This is a genomic window from Mesorhizobium sp. CA5 (assembly GCF_020165105.1).
Classification (GTDB): Bacteria; Pseudomonadota; Alphaproteobacteria; order Rhizobiales; family Rhizobiaceae; genus Mesorhizobium.
This window is the reverse complement of the sequence record NZ_JAIUHJ010000008.1, coordinates 112,687-136,134: the sequence shown is the minus strand read 5'-3', so window position 1 is coordinate 136,134 and position 23,448 is coordinate 112,687. Positions and strand designations below refer to the sequence as shown.

The 23,448-nt window shown below is 64.1% G+C and carries 28 protein-coding genes; 14 read left to right on the top strand and 14 right to left on the bottom strand.

The features are described from left to right. Positions 1-60: 60 nt before the first annotated feature. The 6 genes from LB529_RS12920 to LB529_RS12895 form a co-directional block, all read right to left on the bottom strand. On the bottom strand, positions 61-690 hold the full coding sequence (locus LB529_RS12920; protein WP_224711280.1) for a D-glycero-alpha-D-manno-heptose-1,7-bisphosphate 7-phosphatase: 630 nt from the start codon (positions 688-690) through the stop codon (positions 61-63). Beyond that, positions 683-1,255 carry an SIS domain-containing protein gene (locus LB529_RS12915; RefSeq protein ID WP_095766579.1) on the bottom strand — a complete coding sequence of 191 codons (573 nt, stop codon included), beginning with the start codon at positions 1,253-1,255 and terminating at the stop codon, positions 683-685. The genes LB529_RS12920 and LB529_RS12915 overlap by 8 nt, the downstream gene beginning before the upstream one ends. A gap of 7 nt (positions 1,256-1,262) precedes the next feature. Continuing rightward, positions 1,263-2,747: a D-glycero-beta-D-manno-heptose-7-phosphate kinase gene (gene rfaE1 / locus LB529_RS12910; protein WP_224711279.1), complete on the bottom strand. Its 1,485-nt coding sequence runs from the start codon at positions 2,745-2,747 to the stop codon at positions 1,263-1,265. A 152-nt stretch (positions 2,748-2,899) separates the two neighbouring features. Continuing rightward, positions 2,900-3,532, bottom strand: a complete 633-nt coding sequence (locus tag LB529_RS12905; protein ID WP_224626945.1) for a LysE family translocator — start codon at positions 3,530-3,532, stop codon at positions 2,900-2,902. Between the two features lie 30 nt (positions 3,533-3,562). After that, positions 3,563-3,976 carry a hypothetical protein gene (locus LB529_RS12900; RefSeq protein ID WP_318012559.1) on the bottom strand — a complete coding sequence of 138 codons (414 nt, stop codon included), beginning with the start codon at positions 3,974-3,976 and terminating at the stop codon, positions 3,563-3,565. Continuing rightward, the gene (locus tag LB529_RS12895; RefSeq protein ID WP_217575619.1) at positions 3,969-4,205 is read right to left on the bottom strand and encodes a type II toxin-antitoxin system Phd/YefM family antitoxin; all 237 of its coding nucleotides are present in this window, start codon (positions 4,203-4,205) and stop codon (positions 3,969-3,971) included. Before LB529_RS12895 ends, LB529_RS12900 begins: the two co-directional genes overlap by 8 nt. A gap of 141 nt (positions 4,206-4,346) precedes the next feature. Between LB529_RS12895 and rfaD the strand changes: the two genes are divergently transcribed. Genes rfaD through waaC form a run of 3 tightly spaced genes read left to right on the top strand, consistent with a single transcriptional unit; the run spans position 4,347 to position 7,248 of the window. Further along, the gene (gene rfaD / locus LB529_RS12890) at positions 4,347-5,297 is read left to right on the top strand and encodes an ADP-glyceromanno-heptose 6-epimerase (protein WP_224626885.1); all 951 of its coding nucleotides are present in this window, start codon (positions 4,347-4,349) and stop codon (positions 5,295-5,297) included. Further along, positions 5,270-6,277 (top strand): lipopolysaccharide heptosyltransferase II, encoded by a 1,008-nt coding sequence (gene waaF, locus LB529_RS12885; RefSeq protein ID WP_224711278.1) that lies wholly within the window; start codon positions 5,270-5,272, stop codon positions 6,275-6,277. The genes rfaD and waaF overlap by 28 nt, the downstream gene beginning before the upstream one ends. After that, a complete protein-coding gene (waaC, locus tag LB529_RS12880) occupies positions 6,274-7,248 on the top strand; it encodes a lipopolysaccharide heptosyltransferase I (protein WP_224711277.1) in 975 nt (324 codons plus the stop codon). Before waaF ends, waaC begins: the two co-directional genes overlap by 4 nt. A gap of 140 nt (positions 7,249-7,388) precedes the next feature. Here waaC and greA read toward each other — a convergent pair whose 3' ends face one another. Both greA and LB529_RS12870 read right to left on the bottom strand, forming a co-directional pair. After that, a complete protein-coding gene (gene greA, locus LB529_RS12875) occupies positions 7,389-7,862 on the bottom strand; it encodes a transcription elongation factor GreA (protein WP_095766573.1) in 474 nt (157 codons plus the stop codon). Positions 7,863-8,122: 260 nt separating this feature from the next. Then, the gene (locus LB529_RS12870; RefSeq protein ID WP_224711276.1) at positions 8,123-8,659 is read right to left on the bottom strand and encodes a tetratricopeptide repeat protein; all 537 of its coding nucleotides are present in this window, start codon (positions 8,657-8,659) and stop codon (positions 8,123-8,125) included. A 178-nt stretch (positions 8,660-8,837) separates the two neighbouring features. Here LB529_RS12870 and LB529_RS12865 point away from each other — a divergent pair, with 178 nt between their 5' ends. The 3 genes from LB529_RS12865 to LB529_RS12855 all read left to right on the top strand — a co-directional run bounded on the left by LB529_RS12865 (position 8,838) and on the right by LB529_RS12855 (position 11,352). Next, positions 8,838-9,263 carry a DUF3775 domain-containing protein gene (locus LB529_RS12865; RefSeq protein ID WP_095766571.1) on the top strand — a complete coding sequence of 142 codons (426 nt, stop codon included), beginning with the start codon at positions 8,838-8,840 and terminating at the stop codon, positions 9,261-9,263. A gap of 132 nt (positions 9,264-9,395) precedes the next feature. Next, entirely contained in the window at positions 9,396-10,385 is a 990-nt protein-coding gene (locus LB529_RS12860) for an extensin family protein (protein ID WP_318012558.1), read from the top strand. Between the two features lie 136 nt (positions 10,386-10,521). Continuing rightward, on the top strand, positions 10,522-11,352 hold the full coding sequence (locus LB529_RS12855) for an extensin family protein (RefSeq protein ID WP_224711274.1): 831 nt from the start codon (positions 10,522-10,524) through the stop codon (positions 11,350-11,352). A gap of 6 nt (positions 11,353-11,358) precedes the next feature. Here the strand turns inward: LB529_RS12855 and LB529_RS12850 are convergent, their stop codons facing one another. Further along, complete coding sequence (locus LB529_RS12850; RefSeq protein ID WP_224711273.1) at positions 11,359-12,042, bottom strand: gamma-glutamylcyclotransferase; 684 nt, start codon at positions 12,040-12,042, stop codon at positions 11,359-11,361. A gap of 141 nt (positions 12,043-12,183) precedes the next feature. Between LB529_RS12850 and LB529_RS12845 the strand changes: the two genes are divergently transcribed. Together LB529_RS12845 and LB529_RS12840 are read left to right on the top strand one after the other, a co-directional pair. Continuing rightward, positions 12,184-12,891: an LssY C-terminal domain-containing protein gene (locus LB529_RS12845; RefSeq protein ID WP_224636575.1), complete on the top strand. Its 708-nt coding sequence runs from the start codon at positions 12,184-12,186 to the stop codon at positions 12,889-12,891. 171 nt (positions 12,892-13,062) lie between these two features. Beyond that, positions 13,063-14,373: a hemolysin family protein gene (locus LB529_RS12840; RefSeq protein ID WP_224711272.1), complete on the top strand. Its 1,311-nt coding sequence runs from the start codon at positions 13,063-13,065 to the stop codon at positions 14,371-14,373. A 152-nt stretch (positions 14,374-14,525) separates the two neighbouring features. Here the strand turns inward: LB529_RS12840 and LB529_RS12835 are convergent, their stop codons facing one another. Then, the gene (locus LB529_RS12835) at positions 14,526-15,419 is read right to left on the bottom strand and encodes a LysR family transcriptional regulator (RefSeq protein ID WP_224531371.1); all 894 of its coding nucleotides are present in this window, start codon (positions 15,417-15,419) and stop codon (positions 14,526-14,528) included. Positions 15,420-15,523: 104 nt separating this feature from the next. On the opposite strand from LB529_RS12835, the gene LB529_RS12830 reads away from it, so the two are divergent. Together LB529_RS12830 and LB529_RS12825 are read left to right on the top strand one after the other, a co-directional pair. Beyond that, positions 15,524-16,393: an SDR family oxidoreductase gene (locus LB529_RS12830; RefSeq protein WP_224711271.1), complete on the top strand. Its 870-nt coding sequence runs from the start codon at positions 15,524-15,526 to the stop codon at positions 16,391-16,393. A 47-nt stretch (positions 16,394-16,440) separates the two neighbouring features. Beyond that, positions 16,441-16,914, top strand: coding sequence for an SRPBCC family protein (locus LB529_RS12825; protein ID WP_224531259.1), 474 nt, complete (start codon positions 16,441-16,443; stop codon positions 16,912-16,914). Positions 16,915-16,960: 46 nt separating this feature from the next. Here LB529_RS12825 and LB529_RS12820 read toward each other — a convergent pair whose 3' ends face one another. Together LB529_RS12820 and LB529_RS12815 are read right to left on the bottom strand one after the other, a co-directional pair. Continuing rightward, positions 16,961-17,326 (bottom strand): avidin/streptavidin family protein, encoded by a 366-nt coding sequence (locus LB529_RS12820; RefSeq protein ID WP_224604541.1) that lies wholly within the window; start codon positions 17,324-17,326, stop codon positions 16,961-16,963. Positions 17,327-17,520: 194 nt separating this feature from the next. Continuing rightward, complete coding sequence (locus LB529_RS12815; protein WP_095766563.1) at positions 17,521-18,126, bottom strand: NADPH-dependent FMN reductase; 606 nt, start codon at positions 18,124-18,126, stop codon at positions 17,521-17,523. 90 nt (positions 18,127-18,216) lie between these two features. Here LB529_RS12815 and LB529_RS12810 point away from each other — a divergent pair, with 90 nt between their 5' ends. Further along, positions 18,217-18,585: a winged helix-turn-helix transcriptional regulator gene (locus LB529_RS12810; protein ID WP_095766562.1), complete on the top strand. Its 369-nt coding sequence runs from the start codon at positions 18,217-18,219 to the stop codon at positions 18,583-18,585. 160 nt (positions 18,586-18,745) lie between these two features. Here the strand turns inward: LB529_RS12810 and LB529_RS12805 are convergent, their stop codons facing one another. Together LB529_RS12805 and LB529_RS12800 are read right to left on the bottom strand one after the other, a co-directional pair. After that, on the bottom strand, positions 18,746-18,949 hold the full coding sequence (locus LB529_RS12805; RefSeq protein ID WP_224531249.1) for a hypothetical protein: 204 nt from the start codon (positions 18,947-18,949) through the stop codon (positions 18,746-18,748). A 126-nt stretch (positions 18,950-19,075) separates the two neighbouring features. After that, a complete protein-coding gene (locus tag LB529_RS12800; protein WP_042646168.1) occupies positions 19,076-19,471 on the bottom strand; it encodes an acyl-CoA thioesterase in 396 nt (131 codons plus the stop codon). Positions 19,472-19,659: 188 nt separating this feature from the next. Between LB529_RS12800 and LB529_RS12795 the strand changes: the two genes are divergently transcribed. Genes LB529_RS12795 through LB529_RS12785 form a run of 3 tightly spaced genes read left to right on the top strand, consistent with a single transcriptional unit; the run spans position 19,660 to position 23,398 of the window. Beyond that, positions 19,660-21,276 carry a GMC family oxidoreductase gene (locus LB529_RS12795; RefSeq protein WP_224711270.1) on the top strand — a complete coding sequence of 539 codons (1,617 nt, stop codon included), beginning with the start codon at positions 19,660-19,662 and terminating at the stop codon, positions 21,274-21,276. Beyond that, positions 21,273-22,484, top strand: a complete 1,212-nt coding sequence (locus LB529_RS12790; protein WP_224711269.1) for a mandelate racemase/muconate lactonizing enzyme family protein — start codon at positions 21,273-21,275, stop codon at positions 22,482-22,484. The genes LB529_RS12795 and LB529_RS12790 overlap by 4 nt, the downstream gene beginning before the upstream one ends. Then, positions 22,481-23,398 (top strand): NAD(P)-dependent oxidoreductase, encoded by a 918-nt coding sequence (locus LB529_RS12785; RefSeq protein ID WP_224711268.1) that lies wholly within the window; start codon positions 22,481-22,483, stop codon positions 23,396-23,398. Before LB529_RS12790 ends, LB529_RS12785 begins: the two co-directional genes overlap by 4 nt. Positions 23,399-23,448: the final 50 nt, after the last annotated feature.

Here is a 23,448-nt window from a genome sequence, read left to right as displayed (position 1 = left end):
TTCCGGAAATTCGCCTGCGCAAACAAAGGGCTTAGCACCGGGTTTTGAATCAATCCGCGATCAGAGCGACCGTATCGCGGCAAGCAGTCCCTCAAGGTCCGTGGCGCCGCGCAACGGCGAAACCGAAAACCCGCCTATCGTCGAGCCTTCGCCATCCGCCAGCCAGCCACGCGCAAGGCCGGCGCGCTGGCCGGCTTCCATATCGGCCGGCTTGTCGCCGACGATCAGCGATCGGCTGAGATCGAGGCCGAGGCGGCGCCCCGCCTCCAGCAGCATGCCCGGGTTGGGCTTGCGCATCGGATGATCGGCAACCGCCAACGCGCCCCTGCCGGCCTCGTGGTAGGCGCAGGCAAGCACCACGTCGACGAAGGCATTTTTCTCAGCCAGCAGCTCGAGCACGCGCCCATTGACCCGCGCGAACGCGTCCCAGCCGAAATAGCCCCGCGCGATGCCGGACTGGTTGGTGACGACAACGACCGGAATGCCGCGCTCGTTCGCGGCCTCCATGACCGGCGCGATGCCATCGCGCAGCACCACGGTCGCCGGATCGTCTGGATACCTGGTATCGACATTGATGGTGCCGTCGCGATCGAGGAACAGGGCCGGCCGGCCGGCCGGAAAGCTCCTGGCGGTGGTCCGCTCGACCCAAAGACCCGGCTCGGCCAGCGGAAAGCCTTCGCTCTCATCCATTGCTGAGACGCGCTTCGACAGCCTCGCACAGATGGTGATAGAGGCACAGATGCCCCTGTTGGATGATCGGCGTCGAGGTCGACGGCACGTTGAGCAGGATATCGGTCAGCGGCTTGAGCTTGCCGCCGGTCTCGCCGGTCAGGCTGATCACCGTCATGTCCATCGCCCGCGCCTGCTCGGCGGCGGCAAGGATGCTTGGCGAATTGCCGCTGGTGGAAATGGCGAGCAGCACCGCGCCTTCCGATCCATGCGCCTCGACCTGGCGCGAGAACACGGTGTCGAAGCCGTAATCATTGCCCCAGGCGGTCAGCACCGCGGCGTTGGCCGGCAGCGCGATGACGTTATAGGCCTTGCGCTCCTTCAGGAAGCGGCCGACCAGCTCGCCGGCGATGTGGATGGCGTCGCTGGCCGAGCCGCCATTGCCGCAGATCAGCAGCGCCTTGCCTTGCGACAGCGCCGTCACCACGGTGCTCACCGCGCGTTCCATCTCGTCGGTGAGGTCGCGCTCGACCATCGCCGATATCGCCGCCGCGGAGCGGACCAGGTAGTCGTTCAAATCTGACATGAGATCCTCAGTTTGCGGCACGCAGCTTGCCGATCGTGTTCGTCGTGCTCTTGCCGGCGACGAGGTCGACCAGCACCACGCGCCCGCCCGCCTTCTGCACGACATCGGCGCCGACCACGGTCTCGATCGTGTAATCCGCGCCCTTGACCAGTATGTCCGGCAAAAGCGCCTCGATGAGCTTCAGCGGCGTGTCTTCCTCGAAGACGACGACGGCATCGACCGAGGCAAGTGCTGCCAGCACGCAGGCGCGGTCATGCTGGTTGTTGACCGGGCGCCCCGGCCCTTTCAGCCGGTGCACCGAGGCGTCGCTGTTGAGACCGAGCACCAGCCGGTCGCACTGGCTGCGCGCGGCATGCAGCAGGCTGACATGGCCGGCATGCAGGATGTCGAAGCAGCCATTGGTGAAGCCGACGGTCAGCCCCTCTTCCTTCCAGGCAGCGACCATCCTGGCCGCGGCATTGAAATCGAGGATGGCATCGGTATGAGCCGTCGGCCCGTGCGAGCGGAACAGCGCGCCGGATAGCTCCTCGACGTTGAGCCGCGCCGTGCCGCGCTTGCCGACCACGACACCGCCGGCCGCGTTGGCGATGACCGCCGCATGCACCCGGTCGGCGCCGGCGGCGAGCGACAGCGCGAAACTCGCGATGACCGTGTCGCCGGCACCGGAGACGTCGAAGACTTCGCGCGCCTGGGTGGAGATGTGGCGGGCGTCCTCGGCGGAGACCACGCTCATGCCCTTCTCGCTGCGCGTGGCGACGATGAACTCGAAATCATGCGTGGCGATCAGGTCGCGCGCCGCCGCCACGATCTCGTCATCGCCGAAGACCTTGCGCCCGACCGCCTCGCCAAGCTCCTTGCGGTTCGGCGTCACAGCCGTGGCGCCGGCATAGCGCGCATAGTCGCGTCCCTTCGGATCGACCAGCACCGGCTTGCCGGCATCGCGGCAGATTGCGATCAGCTCGCCGGCGACGCCGTCGAGCAGGATGCCCTTGCCGTAATCGGAGAGGATGACGATGTCGGCGCGGCCAAACGCCGCCTGGAAATGATCGATGAGCTTCGCCCGCTCGGCCCCGGTGAGCGGCTTGATCTCTTCCTCGTCGAACCGCAGCACCTGCTGGTTGAGCGCGCTGAAGCGGCTTTTCGACGAGGTCATGCGGTCCTGGCGCTGCAGGAGCCCGTCGGTATCGACGCCGATCTCGCTGAGCATGCGCATCAGATTGTCGCCGGCCTGGTCGGCACCGATCACCGAAACGGGAATGGCGGCCGCGCCCAACGAAACGATGTTGGAGACGACATTGCCGGCGCCGCCGATGTTCAACGCCTCGCCCTTTCCACGCAGCACGGGAATGGGAGCTTCCGGCGAGATGCGCTCGATCACCCCGCTGACGAAACGGTCCAGGATGAAATCGCCCACCACCAGCACGGTGACGTCGCCGAACCGGGCGATGGTGCGATGCAAAGGTTCCGGAGAAGGCAGATGGTGCTTGATCATCTCGCTCGAGCTATGCCTGAAGACGGCCGGACTTGATTAGATTTCAGCGCCGGAATTGTGGCGCGGGCTGTTCAAAGCGATGCCGATATACCGCAATTCGGGCGAGCGCAACGGCAGCCCGGCGCGGACCTTAGCCGGAGCCGGGTTGGCAATCAGCTTCTCTGCAGGGCGACGTGGACGCCGAGGCCGACCAGCACGGCGCCGCCCGCGCGCTGCATCAGGCGCTGCGCGCGGCCCGAGCGCCGCAACCGGGCGATCATCGCGCCGGCAAGGAATACGCACATGACGTCGGCGGAGGAGAACATCAGGTTGACGATGGTTCCAAGCACGACGAACTGCAGCCAGACCGGAAACGCCGCCGAAGCATCGATGAATTGCGGCAGGAACGCCATGAAGAAGATCGCCGTTTTCGGATTGAGCACCTCGACGGTGATGCTTTCGAAGAAAGCGCGACGGGCCGATTTCCGCTCGATCAAGGGCAATTCCGTCTCGCCGTCCGCGCGCTTGCGGAAGAGAGACACGCCGAGCCAGATCAGATAGAGCGCGCCGACGAGCTTGACCGCAAGATAGAGCGGCGGCACCGCGTGAAACAGGACGGACAGTCCTGCGGCGGCCGCGAAGACATGCACATAGCCGCCGAGATGGATGCCGAGAGCCGCCGTCAGCCCCGACCAGCGGCCGCGCGCCATTGTCTGCGCAGCGGCGTAGAGCATGGCGGGGCCAGGGATATAGGCGAAGACCGCGGTGGTGGCGAAAAAAGCGATGAGCAGTTCGGTCGACGGCATCTTGTCCCTCATGATCCGGTCGCAGCCTGTTCAGTCCGCACGCGGGATGGCTTTGGATTGACCTTTGCGGACAACCGCAATGAAAGCAGCCATGACTTTCTTGTGGAATGACGGACTGAACGCGCCGATGCGCGCGCCCGGCTCGAAATAGGCTGACGATTCCAGGATATCGTGATTGTATTCGTCGACTATGACCCAAAGAGGAATAGGGTCAAGGCCGGCGCGGCGGCGTTCGATTTCCGGAACGGAAACGGCAACACGATCGCGACCCGGTTGCGTAGAGGTGATTGCGAGGATGAAGAGGTTCGTGCCGCCGGCTTTCCCGGGAAGGACGGCCACGAAGGCAACGGGCCGTCTCTTGCGGCCTTCGGTCTCGCCGTCTCCATGCTGCCGATACCAAAGATATGGATATCGCCAGACGTCGGCGGCAGCCGGCTTAATCACGATCCAACTCCGCAGCGTACTCCTCAAGCATCTCGACATGGTCTGACGGAGCATCCTTGGCAGCGTAAGCGCGACGGCTGTCGTTGGCAAAGCGAGCCTCGTAGGCCTCGATGCTCATTAGGACATATCTCGGCTTGTTGTGACGGGTAATGGAGACAGGCTGCTGGCTCGCGGCCGCAAGCACGTCACCGAGATTTTGTTTCAGATCAGTAGACGGGTATTGCTTCATGAAGTCCTCCATCTTGTACAAAATAGGCAAAACAGACGAAATAGACAAGCTCAACGACCTAAGACGGGACGATGCCTGCTTTGTCGACAGCCCGACTGGCCTCCCCTATAAGAGCCGGAATCGCAAGCAGCAGAGGCCATCATGATCATCGTCACGGGCGGCGCCGGCATGATCGGCTCCAACATCGTCGCCGCTCTCAATGCCGAGGGCCATGACGACATCGTCGTCGTCGACGATCTCACCGACGGCCACAAGATCGCCAACCTTGCCGACCTTCGCATCGCCGACTATTTCGACAAGGACGATTTTCTCGCCCGGCTCGAGGACGGCGCGCTCGGCCGCATCGAAGCCGTCTTCCATCAAGGCGCCTGCTCGACCACCACAGAGTGGAACGGCAAGTTCATGATGGAGGTGAACTACGCCTATTCGAAACGGCTGCTGCATGCCTGCCTGAAGCTGCGCGTGCCCTTCCTCTACGCCTCGTCGGCTTCGGTCTATGGCGGCGGCAGCGAGTTTCGCGAGGAGCCCGAGTTCGAGCGTCCCCTCAACGTCTATGCCTATTCGAAGAAGTTGTTCGACGACTACGTCCGCCGCAACGTCTTCGATACCGATCATTCGCAAGTGGCGGGCCTGCGCTATTTCAATGTCTATGGGCCGCGCGAGGCGCATAAGGGCGCCATGGCCTCGGTCGCCTTCCATCTGTTCAACCAGGTCGAGCGTGGCGAAAACCCGAAGCTGTTCGGCGCCTATGGCGACTTCGGACCCGGCGAGCAGAGCCGCGACTTCATTCATGTCGGCGATGTGGCCGACGTCAATCTGTGGCTGTGGAAGCGCGGCGCGAGCGGCATCTTCAATTGCGGCACCGGCCGCGCCCAGCCGTTCCGGGCGATTGCCGAGACGGTGATCGACACCCTGGGCAAGGGCGAGATTGAATTCATCCCCTTCCCCGACCATCTCAAGGGCAGCTACCAGAGTTTCACGCAGGCTGATATGTCCCGCTTGCGCGCGGCCGGCTACAATGGCCAATTCCGCACAGTCGAAACCGGCGTCAGGGACTATGTCGAATGGCTGAAGGCCCAACGATCCTCGTGATCGGCCCACGCTGGGTGGGCGACATGGTCATGGCGCAGTGCCTGTTTGCGGCGCTGAAGGAAAAACATCCGAACGCGGCCATCGACGTGCTGGCGCCGGCATGGGCGGCCCCGCTGGTCAAGCGCATGCCCGAGATACGCAGCCAGATCGACTTTCCGTTGATGCCGGGAGCGCTCGAGTTCCGCAGCCGCAGGCGCTTCGGCCGCCTGCTGCGCGGCCGCTACGACATGGCCTATGTGCTGCCGGGGAGCTGGAAATCGGCGCTGATCCCGTTCTTCGCCCGCATCCCACATCGCGTCGGCAATCTGCGCGAGATGCGCTACGGCCTGCTGACGGATGTCGTGCCGCTGCCGGAAGCGCTAAAACGGCGCACCGCACGCGCCTATTTCGGCCTCGCGCGCGGCGGCACTTTTCGCGCGCCGCGTCTTACCGTCGACAAGGCCAATCAGGCCGATCTGCTGGCGCGCCTCGGGCTGACCGGGAAGAAATTCGTGGCGCTCATGCCCGGCGCCGAATTCGGCCCGGCAAAACGCTGGCCGAGCGATCGCTATGCTGGGCTGGCCCGGGACATGATGGCCAAGGGTTTGAGCGTCGCGCTGCTCGGCTCGAAGAACGATGCCGACGTGACCGGCGAGATTGCAGCCCTTGCGCCAGGCGCAATCGACCTTGCCGGCAAGACGCGGCTGGAGGATGCCATCGACCTGATCGCAGCGGCGAAGCTTGCGGTCTCGAACGACAGCGGGCTGATGCATGTCGCCGCCGCCGTCGGCACGCCGATCGTTGCCGTCTATGGTTCGACCTCGCCGGAAAACACGCCGCCGCTCAGCGAGCGCTCCGAGCTGATCTGGCTGCATCTGTCCTGCTCGCCCTGCTATAAGAAGGTCTGCCCGCTTGGCCATCTCAACTGCCTGAACACGCTCGATGTCGCGCGCGTCACCGCCGCGGCCGACCGCTTGCTCAAGGTTCCGGCAGCGGCATGAAAGTGCTGATCGTCAAGACATCGTCAATGGGCGATGTCATCCACACTTTTCCCGCCATCGAGGACGCGGTGCGCCATCGTCCTGATGTCAGTTTCGATTGGTGCGTGGAGGAGCCGTTTGTCGGTATCGTGGCTCTGCATCCGGCGATCGGCACCATTCACAAGGTGGCGGTCCGGCGCTGGCGCAAGCGGCTTCTCGACGGAGCCACGTGGCGCGAGATGACCGGACTGCGCGGAGCGCTCCGCGCCTCCCGCTACGATCTGATCATCGATGCGCAGGGCTTATTGAAATCGGCCTTGGTCGCGATCCAGGCCGGCGCGCCGATTGCCGGCTTCGATCGGGCGAGCGCCCGCGAGCCGTCGGCGACGCTGTTTTATCGACACAGATATGCGGTGCCGCGCGACCTGCACGCCATCGAGCGCACCAGACGGCTGTTCGGGCTGGCGCTTGGCTATCAGCCCGACCTGTCGACGCTTCGCTCAGGCATCGTGCCGCCGGCGGGCAATCTCCCTAGCATCAAAGGCAGAGCCGCCTTCCTGCTGCACGGCACCAGCCGCGAGGACAAGAAATGGCCGATCGAGGACTGGATCGAAACCGCGCGCCGATTGACCGACCGGCAGTTCACACCAGTGGTCACTTGGTCGAATGAGGCGGAAAAGAATGTGGCGGAAGCCGTTGCCAGTGCGGTGCGAGGGACGGTGCTGGTTGCGAAATCGCCGCTCGCGGATGTCGCCGCGATCCTTGGCCGCGCGGCGCTGGTCATCGGCGCCGACACCGGCCTCACCCACCTCGCCAGCGCCTTCGGCCGGCCGACGGTCGCCATTTTCCTGGCGACGGAGCCAGGTCTCACCGGCCCGCGCGGGCCTTTCGCATCGACCTTGCTTGCGCCTGCGGGCGGCAGGGTCACGTCGGCTGAGGTGATGGTGGAGGCTGAGCGGCTGCTGGCGCTCAGTTCAAAGGCGCCAGCGTGAGGATTTTTTCAGAATTCGCTCTGGCGAGTCGAATGGCGTAGTTTTCGAGAACCGGAGCGGAGCGTACTTAAAGTACGTGAGCACCGGAAGCGCAGAAAACTACGCTAGTCGGCCGCCAGAGTAGAATTATCAAAAGGTCCTCAGATAAACTGCACCTGGACGATCTCGTACCCTCGGGCGCCGCCCGGAGCATTGACCTCGATCGCGTCGCCGACTTCTTTGCCGATCAGCGCACGCGCGATCGGCGATGAAATCGAGATACGGCCCGACTTCACGTCCGCTTCCTGGTCGCCGACGATCTGATAGGTCTTCTTTTCCTCGGTGTCCTCGTCGACGAGCACGACGGTCGCGCCGAACTTGACCTTGTCGCCGCTGAGCTTGGAGACGTCGATGACCTCGGCACGCGCGATCAGATCCTCGAGCTCGTTGATACGGCCTTCATTGAGGCTCTGCGACTCTTTCGCCGCGTGATACTCGGCATTTTCGGACAGGTCGCCATGCGAGCGCGCTTCGGAAATCGCCTCGATGATGCGAGGCCGTTCCTCCTGCTGGCGCCAGCGAAGCTCTTCCTTCAATGACGCGAACCCCTCGCCTGTCATCGGGACCTTGATCATAGCCTGACCTTTCTGCCGCCACCCCCGTTTTCGGGAGGGACCTTGTCAATAGGTACAAAAAGAAAACGGTCCGGCAGCCTCGGGCTAACGGAACCGTCTCACCACAATTTCCCTGAATATAGCGATCTTTGCGCGATTTTCACGCCCAAAAATTGAAGTTCGGCAAAATGATCACCGCTTTCGCGGGTCCGGGCTGACGGCGAGCAATAAAAAACCGGCTGCGATTGCCCGCAGCCGGTTCGAGAGGCTTCGAGCCCTGTTCAGCTCCTCAGGAAATGATCGATCTGCTCGGACAGCATGCCGTATTCGCGCGAGCCCTTGCCGGTCCGCTTTTCGATTTCCTGGAGCTGCTGCTGCGCGTCGGCGAGATCGCCGATCTGCAGATGCGCCTCGCCGAGATATTCGCGCACCAGCGTGTAATTCGGGTCGATCCGCAGCGCTTCCTCGTAATAGCCGAGGCCGACCGTGACGCGGCCCGAATGGCGGTGCGAATAGCCGAGATAATTGAGGATGCGCGGATCCTGCTTGTTGGCGGCGAGCGTCAGCACCGAAATCGCTTCGTCATAGCGTCCGGCCATCGCCAGATCGTGACCGGCCTCGTAGATGCTGTCGTCGTCCAGCATGCCATATTGCGGCTTTACGCATTTGTTCTTCTTCTTGTCCCAGACCTCGCCCTTCTTGCAGGTGGTGGTCGTCTGGCCACCGCTACTGCCGCCTTCACCAGCCGCAAAAGCCGGCGCAACGAACAGCGGCAGCGCCGCAATAGCCATGACCTGAACAAGCAAACGTCTGCGCATCGAAGCCTCCGTGAGTGTGACAATGCCAGATTAACGCCGCCTTGGCGCGGTTTCATCCCGAAATGCGGGCGACTACCGAACTATTTTGAACGGGCCGGACAGAAGCCGATAGCTGCGGACGTGACGCGCGCTTTAATTCCGCTATCATCGGACCAAGCGCATCACGTGGAGAAGGACCGTGCAGCAGCGCCTCGAGAAGGAGTGGGAACTTTCGATCGATCCGGACACGGTGCGCCTGTTCATCCTCAAGGCGAAGGCGCTGAGTGCTGCCGTCAACGAGGACTATGATGACGGCGCTGAGCACGAGGTCGAGTTCGACGGCGACACACATGACAGCCACCATCATGACGGCCTTGTCGAGGAAGCCTCGGAAGACCTGACCGGGGAAGAATTGCGCGAGCTGATCAACGATCTCAATATCGACGAAGCGGCCGAGCTCATCGCGCTCGCCTGGGTCGGGCGCGGTGACTATGAGGCATCCGAATGGACGGACGCAGTGGCCGCCGCCAGGGAGCGCCCCAGGAAGCGCGTGGCCAAATATCTGCTCGGGCTGCCGATGCTTGCCGACTGGCTGGAGGAAGGCCTTGAAGCCATCGGCGCGTAACGCGCCGGTAACCGATTGTGATCGGCAAGGCAGCCGATACAGGCAACTTCGCACCGCGACCGCCGTTTCCGGGCGATGGCAACGCTGAGCCTTTCACGACTTTGCAGATTGGCGCTGCCTGTGGCGGCTGCGATGTTGCTGGTTACGCCGGCCATAGCCAAGCATCATCATCGGCATAAAAAACATCTGCCGCCGGCCAGCCAGAGCGCCGCTCCGGCTCCGGAAACGCCGCCGGCGACCCCGGTTCCAGGATCGCGTCTGCAGGACCTGGAGAACGGCACTGAGAAGTCCGGGCAAGGCAAGCCGCGCGCGGACGGCAGCGACGACTTCCTCAACCAGCAGAAATCGCATCCGAAATGGGACGCCCGTCCGCCGCGTTCGAAGAGCGCTCAATCCGCGCCGCGGACGGAAGCCGAGCCGCAGACGCCGGATGTCGTTCCGACGCCCCCGCAGAAGCCCACCGAACTGGAGCTGGAGCCGCCGGAAACCGCGCCGCAGCCAGCGGAGAAACCCGAACCGCCGGGCGAGGAAAAGATGCTTCCCGATCCGCGCTCGGCCGACATGCCGGCCGAAACGATGCCGGCGGAAGAAACCGCGTGCCGCGAGCGGCTGAAGGTGCTGGGCGTCGAGTTCGAGGAGCACAAGGCCGAGCACGATGCGGAAATCGGCTGCTCGATCCCCTATCCGATAATTCTGAAAACGCTCGGCAAGTCGATCGGCATCAGTCCCGGCACCGAGCTCAACTGCCAGATGGCCGAGGCGGCGGCGCGCTTCATGGCCGAAATCGTCCAGCCCACGGCAAAGGCCGAGCTGGGCGCCGATTTGAAGTCGATCGACCAGGGCTCGGCCTTTGTCTGCCGGCCGCGCAACGGCACCCGCAAATTGTCCGAACACGCCTTCGGCAACGCGCTCGACATCGCCAGCTTCACCTTGTCGGACGGGAGGAAGATCGAGGTCGGGCCGACGCCGCCGGAGAAGGACGCAAAATTCCTCGACGCGGTGCGCAAGGCTGCCTGCGGGCCGTTCAAGACGGTGCTCGGACCAGGCGCCGATCCCGACCACGCGCTGCATTTCCATCTGGACCTGGAACCGCGCCGCCACGGCGGAACCTTCTGCCAATAGGTGAATTCCGAAAGTCTTGCCCGCAGCAAGCCAAGAACAGCGCCGCAATTCCGCCCCATGCGTGAATGCCGGCGCTGATCTTTCCTTTACTGTTGGCGGTTAACCTTGTGCCATTCGGGGACAAGGACGCTTTTCAATGGCTCGAAGACTTGGCGCTATGCTGGCATTGGCGCAACGGAGCAAGCGTGCGCGCATCACGGTCGCCGGGCTGGCCGCGGGCGTCGCCATGGCGGCAATATCGGCCTGCACGACCGGTGACGTCTTTGCACTGCAGCCGGCCGTCGATGTCGGCAGCCAGACGGCAGCCGTGCCGCAGCCCGATGCGCCGCAATATTCCGGAATGCAGCGTCTTGTTCCGTCCAACCCTTATATGACGCAGGTCGCCTATCCGCGCATGGACGAGCCGATGTCGCCTCTCGAGCAGATGCCGGCCAGCGAGATCGACTGCCGCAACGAGCTGAGGCGGATGGGTGTCGTCTATCAGGACGTCCAGCCTATCCATGAGGGCCAGTGCGGCATCGATTATCCGGTAAAAGTCTCGGCCATCGGCAATGTCGCCATGACGCCCGCGGCGACGCTGACCTGCAACATGGCCGCAAGCTTTGCCGCCTGGACGAAGAACGAGCTGCAGCCGGCCGCCCGCTGGCGCTATTTCTCCGGCGTCAAGGCGATCCACCAGGGCTCCAGCTATTCCTGCCGCAACATCGCCGGCGAAGGCGTGCTGTCCGAGCACGGCAAGGGCAACGCCCTCGACGTCATGAGCATCGAGCTCAACAATGGCGACGACATCGACGTCCGCAAGCCCGGCCTGTTCGCCTTCCGCACGCGCGGCTTCCTCAACAATGTGCGCGCCGACGGTTGCGAGTATTTCACCACGGTGCTCGGCCCCGGCTACAATTACGACCACCGCAACCATTTCCATTTCGACATCAAGAACCGCAAAAGCGGTTACCGCGCCTGCCGCTAGTCTAGATTAGCCTTGGGCTTCGGTGGCAGCGATGATCTGCCGGGCGACCAGATCCTGGATATGCCAAAGATTTCTGTCGCGGATCCCGCTTTCCTCCAGCTTGGCGACCGTCCGGAAAAGATATTGCGCCGAGGAGCCCCAATGCCCGGCGGCGCGCGCCAGCGTGTGCGCAACCTGCTCCAACGCCAGCCTGCCGGCATAAGCCCTGCCCTCGGGCGCGGCGACAAAAGCCAGCGCACGCAATGGCCCGTCCCTGGTCCGGAGCTTGATCCAGCATGGCACGTTGGTCGGCGGGTTCGCATCTATTTCGCGACGAAGCAGTTGGACGATCTGCCCCTGATGGTCCTCCGCCGGCAGCCGATAGGCGATGCCGTTGCAGCTGCCTCCCCGGTCGAGCACCAGCATCAGCGCCGGCAATTCACGCGTTCCGCGCCAGCGTGTCAGCTTCAGGCAAAATGAGCGGTGCCAACCCAGTGCCGTCGCCTGACGCTGCTCTTCATAGATGAACTCTGGATTCCAGATCAGCGAGCCATAGGCAAAGACCCAAAGCGTCTCAGGCCGATATTGCGCAAGCAGCTGTTCGGCCAGACCGTCAAATTCAGCGTCGCTATGCTCGCTTGTTCCGGGCTCGGGACCGGGATCCGGCTCCATGCGCTCGACCCTCGCGACAAGCTCGGCAGTCAGCGCCATTTTCCCGCGGCCTGTCTTTGTCGGTTCCATTCGCTGCACCCCGGTCAAGCGATAATCGATGGTAGACGGTCTCCAGATCGCTGGCCATTGATTTCCCGTGATTGTCGCGCAACACATGCCACACGGGATCGAGCGGCGTTCATGAGCCACAGAAGTTTGAGACGACGCGCGGTGATCTGGATCGCGGCCTTCTGCGCCTTCTACGTGATGCTCGCCTATCTCGCCGCGCCGGAATTCTGGACCTGGCGGGAGCGCGGCTTCCGTACCCGGCCCTTCGAGATGGTGACGCATACGCCGCAGGGCATTCCCGGCGATCCGATCAATGTCGGCCTTGTCGGCACCGAGAAGGAAGTTGTCCACGCCTTCGCGGTCGCGGGCTGGGACACGGCCGATGCCGTGACGCTGCAGACCGCGATCGACATCGGCGAAAGCGTCTTGTTTTCCCGCCCCTACCCCGATGCGCCGATGAGCCGCCTTCTGTTCGAGGGCCGAGCCCAGGACCTGGCCTTCGAGAAGCCGGTCGGCGACAGCGCCGACCGGCGCCACCACGTCCGCTTCTGGCAGACGGACACGGTGGGCGACGACGGCCGCCCGCTCTGGCTGGGCGCCGCGAGCTTCGACCGCGGCGTCGGCCTCAGCCACGATACCGGCGCCGTCACCCACCATATCGGCCCCGACATCGATGCGGAGCGCGACTTCCTGATCGGCGATCTGAAGGCTGCCGACCTGCTGGCCTCCACCAGCGAGATACCCGGGATCGGCGCCACCAAGGCCGGACGCAATGGCGGCGGCGACCCCTATTTCACCGACGGCATGGCCATTATCGGCGTTCTGAAGACGCAGCAGTGACGGCGCACCGTCACGCGCGCGCTGACGCCGAAGGTGCGCGTGGTGGTCGACGCGCTTGTCGGGCATTTTTCGGCGCCGCTTTGGGATGCCGCCTGAACAGCGCGCCTGTCATGTTCCAAAAATACCCGCGGGCTATTTTCGAACGCACTGCAGCAATGCTATTGACCGCCCATGCTATATGTTGAAATCGCCGTCGTGGCCGTCCTCATTCTGGTGAACGGCCTCTTGTCGATGTCGGAGCTAGCCATCGTCTCGTCGCGGCCCACCCGCCTCAAGGCGATGATCGACCGCAACGTCAGGGGCGCGGGCCGCGCGCTGGCGCTCGGCTCTAATCCCGGCAAGTTCCTGTCCTCGGTGCAGATCGGCATCACCTTGGTCGGCGTTCTCTCCGGCGCCTTTTCGGGCGCCACGCTCGGCGAAAGGCTGGCGCAATATCTGGCGTCGACCGGCATCCGCGAAAACATCGCCGATCCTGTCGGCGTCGGCATCGTGGTTGCTTTGATCACCTATGCCTCGCTCATCGTCGGCGAGCTGGTGCCGAAGCAGATCGCGCTCAAGGATCCGGAGCGCGTCGCCGTCAGAGCCGCGCCGGCAATGACCATCCTCGCCACCTTCTCGGCGCCGCTCGTCTTCCTGCTCGACCTCTCGGGCCGCGCGGTGCTTTGGCTGCTTGGGCAGGCCGGCGAGACCGAAGAGAAGGTCACCGACGAGGAGATCAAGATGCTGGTCGCCGAGGCCGAGCATCACGGCACCATCGAATCCGATGAGCGCCGCATGATCGCAGGCGTCATGCGCCTCGGCGACCGCGCCGTGCGCGCCGTCATGACGCCGCGCACCGAGGTCGACTGGCTGAACCTGCAGTCAGACGACACGGCGGTCAAAAAACTTCTGATGGATACCCAGCACTCGCGGCTGCCCGTCGGCGACGGCAATGTCGACGCCATGGTCGGCGTCATCCAGACGCGCGACGTGCTGGCCGCCCTTCTGGCCGGCAGGGTGCTGGATCCGCGCCAGCATGTGCGCGCCGCCCCCATCGTGCATGATCAGGCCGACGCGCTCGATGTCCTGCAGAAGCTGAGGGAATCGGACGTGCCGATGGCCCTCGTTCACGACGAATACGGCCATTTCGAAGGCATCGTCACCCCGGCCGACATCCTCGAAGCCATCACCGGCGTGTTCCGCTCCGACCTCGAAGCCGGCGAGGAGGAAAACGCCGTCAAGCGCGAGGACGGCTCCTGGCTGCTCGCCGGCTATATGCAGGCCGACGAGATGGCCGAGGTGCTTGGCATCGACCTTCCCGAAAACCGCGACTACGAAACCGTCGCCGGCTATGTGCTGTCGCATCTCCACCATCTGCCGACCACCGGCGAATGCGTCGACGCGCAAGGCTGGCGCTTTGAGGTGGTCGACCTGGACGGCCGCCGCATCGACAAGCTGATCGCCACCCGCCTGCCCGAGGGCCACCGCCCTGTGGCGCGCTGAGGACGAAATTTATGTGGTAACCAACTCGCCGTCAGCTTTGCGGCGGGAGGCGCCCAGTCTGCTTTTCGGCAGGCCCACCAACAAGCTGCCGCCCCCGACCGTACAGGGTCGCCGCATAGAGAAGGCGCAGATAGCGTTTCGATCATTCCGTCTCATCCGCCGATATAGGCCGCCAATTCGTCAGGGGTTCCCTTGGGAAAGGCCTGCTTCAAATAGTCGAGGAACGCCGATACGCGGACGCTGAGCAAGCGTCGGGACGGATAGAGCGTCCATAGGGCGATGTCCGGGCCGTCGACATCGCCCCAATGCACCAGCGTTCCAGCAGCCAGATCGTGACTTACGAGCGAGATCGGCAAACGTCCGGCGCCGACGCCCGCCCGGACGGCATCGCGGAACATCAGGAGCGACGAAAGGCGAAGGACTGGCTCAATCGCGATGCGTGATCGTCCGGTCGGCGTCACTATGTCCCAGGCGGCAACGCGCTCGCCGGATTCCCGCACGACGGCCGGAACGGCGAGATCGTCGGTCGGTCTGGCGAGGCCCGGACTCGCGACCACCACCAGCCGGTCGCGCAGGAACACCCGTCCGACAAGACTTTCATCGGGCTCAGGATTGACCCGGATCACCAGATCGTACCCCTCCTCGATCATATCGACGGCCCGGTCTTCCGTCGTGACCTCGAGCCGGATTTCCGGATATTTCAGCGCGAACCCGGCGGCCAGCTTCCCCATCGCAGTTTGGGAGAAGAGCAGCGGTGCGCTGATCCGCAGCCTGCCCCGCGGCGTGTGTCCGCCCGAAGCGATCGCCGTCGCGGTTTCGTCCAGTTCGGTCAGCAACGCTCCCGTCCGCTCGAAGAGCGCCCGTCCTTCCTCGGTGAGCTTCAGCGCGCGCGCCCCGCGCTCGAACAGACGCAAGTCGAGGGCGGCCTCCAGTTCCGCGACCCGGCGAGACAGGGTCGCCTTCGGGCGCCCCGCGGCGCGCGCCGCCCTTCCAAACCCTCCGTGCCGGGCAACCAGATTGAAATCAGCGAGGGCGAGAAGGTCCATCTGTTCCAACATTGAGACGCTGTGTCCTAATATAGCGCCTATCGGTTCGAATGTGGATCACTCATTTACGGGATGTCTTTTGACCCAAACCCGGAGTGAACCCCATGACCATTCTCGTTACCGGCGCGACCGGCAATGTCGGCAGCCAAGTCGTCAACCAACTCGTCAAGCGCGGCGCCGATGTCCGTGCGCTTGTCCGCGACCCTTCGAAGGCGAACTTCCCTGCGAGCGTCGCCGTGGTGCAGGGCGACCTGATCGACGTCGATTCTCTGCGCAGCGCCTTCTCGGGCGTTTCCACCCTATTTCTGCTCAATGCCGTGGTGCCCGACGAATTCACCCAGGCGCTGATCGCGCTCAACTTGGCCCGCGAGGCAGGCATCGAACGCATCGTCTACCTGTCGGTGATCCACGGTGAGCTTTACGCGAACGTGCCGCACTTCGCCGGCAAGCTCGCGGTCGAGCGGATGATCGAGCAGATGGGCGTCAACGCCACCATCCTTCGTCCGGCCTATTTCATGAACAACGAGTTCATGATCAAGGACGTGATCCTCAGCTATGGCGTCTATCCGATGCCGATCGGCAGCAAAGGCTTGGCAATGGTCGACGCGCGCGACATAGCCGAGGTCGCGGCGATCGAGTTGCTTCGCCGCGAGCAGACCGAAATTGCCCTCCCGCTCGACCGGATCAACCTCGTCGGTCCCGACACCCTGACCGGCACGGATGTCGCCGGCATCTGGACCGAGGTCCTGGGCCGCCAGATCGCCTATCCCGGCGAAGACCTGGCAGGCTTCGAACAGAACCTGCGGCAGTTCATGCCGGGTTGGATGGCATTCGACATGCGCCTGATGGGCGAGCGCTTCATCAGCGAGGGCATGATTCCCGACGCTGGCGACGTCGACCGCCTGACCAAGCTGCTGGGCCGTCCGCTACGCACCTATCGCGACTTCGCCGCAGAAATCGCTGCCTCGGCCTGACGCCGGCGGCAGCCTGCCACCCCAACATCAATCCCAAGGACACCATTATGATCTACTCAACCGCCACCGTCCCGGTGAACCCGGAAGGCGCGACCAGGCTGACCCGTGCACAAGCCTGGGCTGGCCTGGAGCTCAAGGCCCGCGACGCCCGCGAATTCCTGCCGCCCGGCCTCTGCACCCGCTGCGATGTCGTGGAAGAAAGCGCGACGCATTTCGTGCGCGAAGCAACCATCGCGGGTGCAGATCTGCGCGAGATCATCACGCTTGAACCGGAGAGCAAAGTCACATTCTTCCAGGCCACCGGGCCGCGCGAGGGCGCGATCATCAACGAACTGTTCGAGGGCGCCGACGGCACGCTCCATCTGCGCTTCTACTGCTATCTCGGCCGGCGCGGCAAAGAGCCGAACGGCCCAGAGGAGCAGGCCGAACAGGCGCAGTTCGACGGCGACCAGGGCTACAAAGCTGCCCTGCTGTCCACACTGAAGCGCACCCGCGAGTTGCTCATGGAGGGCCGGCTCTGACCATCACCCATGAACATCAACCAGGGACCTTCTCTCGTCGGCTTGGCTATTCTCGGACGAAGGTGTCGAGGCTGATGCCGAAGGCACGCCAGGTTCCTACCTGCTTGCGGGAAGCGGTTTCGCCCTCTTTGCCGGTGATGGTGCTGCCGGCCACTGTCAGCCACATCGTCTCCAGCTTGCCGTCCCGCAAAATGCCGGTGTAGCTCACGGCGGCGGGGCCGGCCGTACCCTCGCCGGCGGCCGTTACTCCAATCACGTCGCCATGCGCGATGCCGGATATCGGCACGGTCTGTCCATAGAAGCTGCTGTCTTCGAGCGCCGTGCGAAACGTGCCTTCAATCCGGCCGCCGTCCTCGCCGGTGATGTCGAGGACGGACCCATACTGATTGCGCCATCTGCCAAGCCAAGGCATTCCGCCCCTCCCACGACTGTGCTGTCTTTTTCTTCGGTGGATTCGGGCCTGCATCTAACGCGCCGTTCCGAGCGGTCAACAGCGCGGCGGCAAAGGGATCAGCCTGGGATCCAGAAGACAGAAGCTCCGCAAATCGAAAGGGGCAGCGCTGGCGCCGCCCCTTTCTCATTGAGAGGACAGTGTCGATCGGCCGCTCAGGCGGCCTGGGCTTCGCCGGCGATCGCATCGGCGGCGCGAGCCGCTTTCAGCACCCTTGCCCACCAGGCGACGTCGTTGACCAGGGCGGCGGCGGACTGGTTCAGGTGCTCGAGATCTTCGAGCTTCTTCTCGCCCTGGCGAACCGCAAGGAAATCGCCCCAGGCGATGTGCACCGCCGACTTGACCGGCGCCATCTGCAGCTCGACGGCGATCAGCCGAAGGTGCTCGATCGCGCGCGAGCCGCCGACGCTGCCATAGCCGACAAAGCCGGCCGGCTTCTTGTTCCACTCATTGGCGGCGTAATCGATGGCGTTCTTCAGCACAGCGGTCGGGGCGTGATTGTATTCGGCGGCGGTGAAGATGAAGCCGTCGAACTCGGCGACCTTCTTCTGCCAGCGCTGCGCCACTTCGTTCTGCGACGGCGCCCAGGCGGAGGAAGCGACCTCGTCGAAGAAAGGCAGCGGCCAGTCGCGCAGATCGACGATCTCGACATCGATATCGGCGTGCGACTTGGCGATCTTGGCGATCCACTGCGTCGGCACGTCGGCGAAGCGGGCGGCGCGCGTCGAACCGACGACAATGGCGATTTTGGGCTTGGACATAAGGGGCTCTCCTTGCGGGAATTTCTGGTATCGTTTGGATACCGGCGCCATATGTGATACTGACAAATCGGCGCGCAAGGAGGCACTTCTTTGTTACTGAGGCACCCGCACAACACCGAGGACTGCCGGGCCGTTTCAGAAATCCTGCAACGGGTCGGCGACAAATGGACGGTGCTCGTGGTCGGCAAGCTCGGCGGCGGACCAATGCGCTTCAACGAATTGCGCGCCGCCGTTGGCGGAATTTCGCAAAAGATGCTGACCACCACCTTACGCGGTTTGGAGCGTGACGGCTTCGTCACGCGCAAAGTGTTTCCGACCATTCCGCCACGTGTCGATTACGAGCTCACCCAACTCGGTCACGAGCTGCTCGTGCCGGTCGGCGCGCTCGGCGAATGGGCGCGCAAGAACACCAATCGGGTCCGCGAAGCACGCGCGAAATTTGACGGCCTAGAGGCCTGAAGCCATTGCAATGCAAGGGTTTTTAGCCTGCCGATGAAACCGTGGGCCTCAGCGCCGGTCGCATCGCGCTTTCGGTTTTGATCAGAGCCTCCGCGGTTCCGCCGCCGGCGTCGCCGGGCAGCTGCTTCGCCAAGGAGACCCCGCCTTTAGCCGCCACCGATCAGACGCTTGGGGCAGTGCTGTCGCAGCACGCCGTCGAGCAGCTCTTGAATTGCGCGGCCATCTTGCCGACCGCCGTCCGATCCCGCATGCAGGCGACGTGTGGAAGACCTGTGCTGACTTCCATGTAGGCCGTTACGCCGAGCAGGCAGACCAAAGCAACAAGGGCTGCCACGAGCCAGCCGTTCAGCATATGTTGACGCATTGTCTTTCCCCCTGCGCCTACAAGGTGGGGCGTGAAGGCAACCATTGGATGTCGCGAAGCAAATCTCCCGCGCAGGCGTTGTTACAGAGCGGCAAGTCTGGGGAGAATCAGTATCCCGCCGGAGCGTCAGCTCTCGGCCGGAACCGGCTTCGGCTTGCCTTCGCCGTCGAGCGCCACCATGACGAAATCGGCATGGGTGACCTTCTCCATCAAGTCGGAAAGGTAGCGCTGCGCCCAGGCTTCGACCTTGAGCACCATCGAGGTGCGGCCGACGCGCTCGACATGGGTGTAGATGCAGAGCGTGTCGCCGATCTTCATCGGCTTGGCGAAGGACATCTCCTTGACCGCGGCGGTGACCACGCGGCCCTTGGCGCGCTCGGCGGCGCGGATGCCGCAGGCAAGGTCCATCTGCGCCATCACCCAGCCGCCGAAGATGTCGCCGGCCGCATTGGCGTCGGACGGCATGGCGAGCGTGCGCAAGGTCAGATCGCCAAGGGGTTTTCCGTCCGCGTAATGCACCATGGCGAAATCCTCAAAGGGCAGCTTATGTTGCGTATCAATGCGACCGCCATGTCGCAAGCTCTGGTAAAAGCGAAATGTGCCCCACTGCGCCGGTCGCTTTTTTCACAAGCCATGCCGGAAGCCACGGCGACGCCGCAAGCCGGCAATGTCTAGGGTAAGCGCAACAGTGCGGAGCCCGCTTTTCCACCATGCAGACTTACGACTTCATCATCGTCGGCTCCGGCTCGGCCGGTTCGGTCGTTGCCGACAGGCTGTCGGCCTCGGGCCGCTTCTCGGTGCTGGTGCTGGAAGCCGGCGGAACCGACCGGCGCTTCTACGTCCAGATGCCGCTCGGCTACGGCAAGACCTTCTTCGACTCGGCCGTCAACTGGAACTACAAGGCCGAGCCGGATCCCGGCCTTGCGGGCAACAGCGACCACTGGCCGCGCGGCAAGCTGCTCGGCGGCTCGAGCTCGATCAACGCCATGGTCTATATCAGGGGCGCGCGCGAGGATTTCGATGCCTGGGCCGCCGCAGGCAATCCCGGCTGGGCCTATGACGACCTCCTGCCATCCTTCAAGGCGCTGGAAGACAATGCGGCGGGCGCCGACCAGTGGCGCGGCGTCGGTGGCCCCTTGCACATCACCGACTGCACGAACGCGGTGCATCCGCTGACCAAGCGCTACCTTGCCGCCGCACAGCAAGCCGGGCTGCCGCTCAATCCGGACTTCAACGGCGCCTCCCAGGAAGGCGTCGGCGTCTACCAGATCACGACGAAGAACGGACGCCGCATGTCGGCCGCCCGCGCCTTCCTGCGGCCGGCGATGAAACGCGGCAATGTCCGTGTCGAAACCAACGCCCTGGCGACGAAAATCCTGTTCGAGGGCAAACGCGCCGTCGGCATCGAATACGAGCAGAACGGGCAGAAGAAGACGGCTCGCGCGGGCCGCGAGGTGATCCTGTCGGGCGGCTCGATCAACTCGCCGCAGTTGCTGCAGCTGTCCGGTATCGGCCCTGCGGCATTGCTGGCCGACCTCGGTATCCCAGTCGTGCACGCCAATGAAAATGTCGGCGCCAATCTGCAGGACCATGTCGGCATCAACTACACCTTCAAGGGCAAGCTGCCGACGCTCAACCAGGTCCTCAGGCCATGGTGGGGCAAGCTGCTCGTCGGCATGCAATACATCCTCTTGCGCTCCGGTCCGCTGTCGCTGTCGATGAACAATGCCGGCGGCTTCTTCCGCACCGACCCGTCGATGACACGGCCGAACATGCAGCTCTATTTCCAGGCCTTCTCCACCGTCATCCCGAAGAGCGGCGAGCGTCCGATCCTGACGCCCGACCCCTGGCCGGGCTTCTCGATAGGCCTGTCCAACTGCCGGCCCTCGAGCCGCGGCGAGATCATGATCCGCTCGAAGGACCCGCGCGAGTATCCAAGGATCACGCCCAACGCCTATTCGACCAACGCCGATGTCGACGAGATGCTGGCGGCGGTGAAGTTCGTGCGCAAGATCGCCTCGATGCCGGCCATGGCCGAGATCATCGAGGAAGAGGTTCTTCCCGGCCCCTCGATCCAGTCGGACGCCGACCTGATCCAGGATTTCAGGAAACGCTCGGGCACCGTCTATCACCCGGTCTCGACCTGCCGCATGGGGCCTGACGCGGCACGCGCCGTCGTCGACCCGCGGCTTCGGGTGCATGGGCTGGACAGCCTGCGCGTCATCGACGCTTCGATTTTCCCCGACAACATCACGGGCAACACCAACGCCGCCTCGATCCTGACCGGATGGAAAGGCGCCGACCTGGTTCTGGAGGATCACACATGAAAATCACCGACGTGAAGACCTGGGTTGTCTGCAACCCGCCGCCCGGCATCGGCGGCAAGTACTTCATCTTCGTCAAGCTCACCACCGATGGCGGCGTGGTCGGCTATGGCGAGGCCTACAACGCCACCTTCTCCGCGCATGTCACCGCCAGGATGATCGAGGACATGGCCGAGCGCTATCTCGTCGGCCGCGATCCGCACGACATCGAGAATTTCTTCCGCCGCGCCTATTCCTCCGGCTTCACCCAGCGCCCCGACGTTTCCGGCATGGGCTGCTTCTCGGCGCTCGAAATGGCCTGCTGGGACATCGTCGGCAAGGAGGCCGGCAAGCCGGTCTACAAGCTGCTCGGCGGCCAGGTGCACGAGACCCTGCGCTCCTACACCTACCTCTATCCGCACACCGGCAGCGTCCATTCGGAAGATGCGCGCGGCAAGAACGTCTACAACGACCCAGACCTGGCTGCGGCCTGCGCGCTCGAATATGTCGAGCAGGGTTTCAACGCCGTGAAGCTCGATCCGGCCGGCCCCTACACCGCCTATGACGGCCATCAGCCGCGCTTGATCGACATCGACCTGTCGGCGCGCATGGTCAAGGCGATCCGCGAAGCAGTCGGTAACAGGGCGGATATCCTGTTTGGCACGCATGGCCAGTTCACCGCCTCGGGCGCGCTGCGGCTCGCCCGCGCCATCGAGCCCTACGATCCGCTGTGGTTCGAGGAGCCGGTGCCGCCTGATATGCCCGAGGTGATGGCGCAGGTCGCCCGCAGCACCTCCATCCCGATAGCAACCGGCGAGCGGCTGACGACGAAGTTCGAGTTCGCCCGCGTCATCGAGAACCGCGCCGCGACCATCCTGCAGCCCGATCTCGGCCGCTCCGGCGGCATTCTCGAGACGAAGAAGATCGCCGCCATGGCCGAGGCCTACCACATCCAGGTCGCGCCGCACTGCTACTGCGGCCCGATCGTCGGCGCCGCCAACATCCAGCTCGCGGTGACGCTGCCCAACTTCCTCATCCTGGAATCGCTCAAGCAGTGGGACGGTTTCCACGAAAAACTGCTCAAGAAGAAGATCGAATGGCAGGACGGCAACGTCATCCCCTCGAAGGAGCCCGGCCTCGGCTTCGAGCTCAACGAGGAGGTCTGCGAGGCCCATCCCTATAGCGGCAAGGAGCTGCATCTGCAGATGATGCAGACGCCGCTGATGCCGTGACCCTCGCTTATGCCTTCGTCGGCCTTGGCCATCTCGGCGGCAACCTTGCCGCCAGCCTGCTGCGCAACGGCTTTGCCGTCACCGTCTTCGACCGCGACCCGGCGCCGGTCGAGCGCCTGGTCGCGCTCGGCGCCACGGCGGCGGCGAGCCCGGCCGATGCTGCGGCGCGTGCCGGCAACGCGATCACCTGCCTGCCCTCGCCGAAGGTCAGCGAAACAGTGCTCGCCGGCCCCGACGGATTGCTCCACGGCCTGCCCGCGGGCGGCACCTGGATCGAGATGTCGACCAATGGCCGTGACGAGATTTTACGGCTCGCCGCGCTGGCATCGGCACAAGGCATCGAGACGCTCGAATGCCCGGTGACCGGCGGCGTGCATCTGGCCGCAGTGGGCAGGATCACGGCGCTCGTCGGCGGCGATGCGGCGCTCTACGAACGCCATCGTCCGGCCATCGAGGCGATGTGCGCGAAATCCTTCCTGATGGGCACGGTCGGCTCGGCGGCGGTGATCAAGGTCATCACCAATATGCTCGCCTTCATTCATCTCGTCGCTGCCGGCGAAGCGTTGATGCTGGCGAAGCAGGGCGGGCTCGATCTCGCCCAGGCCTACCACGCCATCGTCGCCTCTTCCGGCAACAGCTTCGTCCACGAGACCGAAAGCCAGCTGGTGCTTAACGGCTCCTACGACGTCGGCTTCACCATGGACCTGGCGCTGAAGGACCTCGGCTTCGCGCTTGCCATGGGCAGGGATTTCGGCGCGCCGCTCGATCTTGCCACCCGCGTCAACGCGATTTTCGAAGAGGGTAAGCGCGCCTATGGTGGTGGTGCCTGGTCGACACAGATCGTCAAGCTGCTTGAGGATGAAGTCGGCGTGGAGCTTCGCGCGCCGGGCTTTCCGGCGAAGCTCGAACTGTAACCCGGCAGAAATTAGCCAGCTGTTTCAATTGCCTGACCGCACCGGCTGAA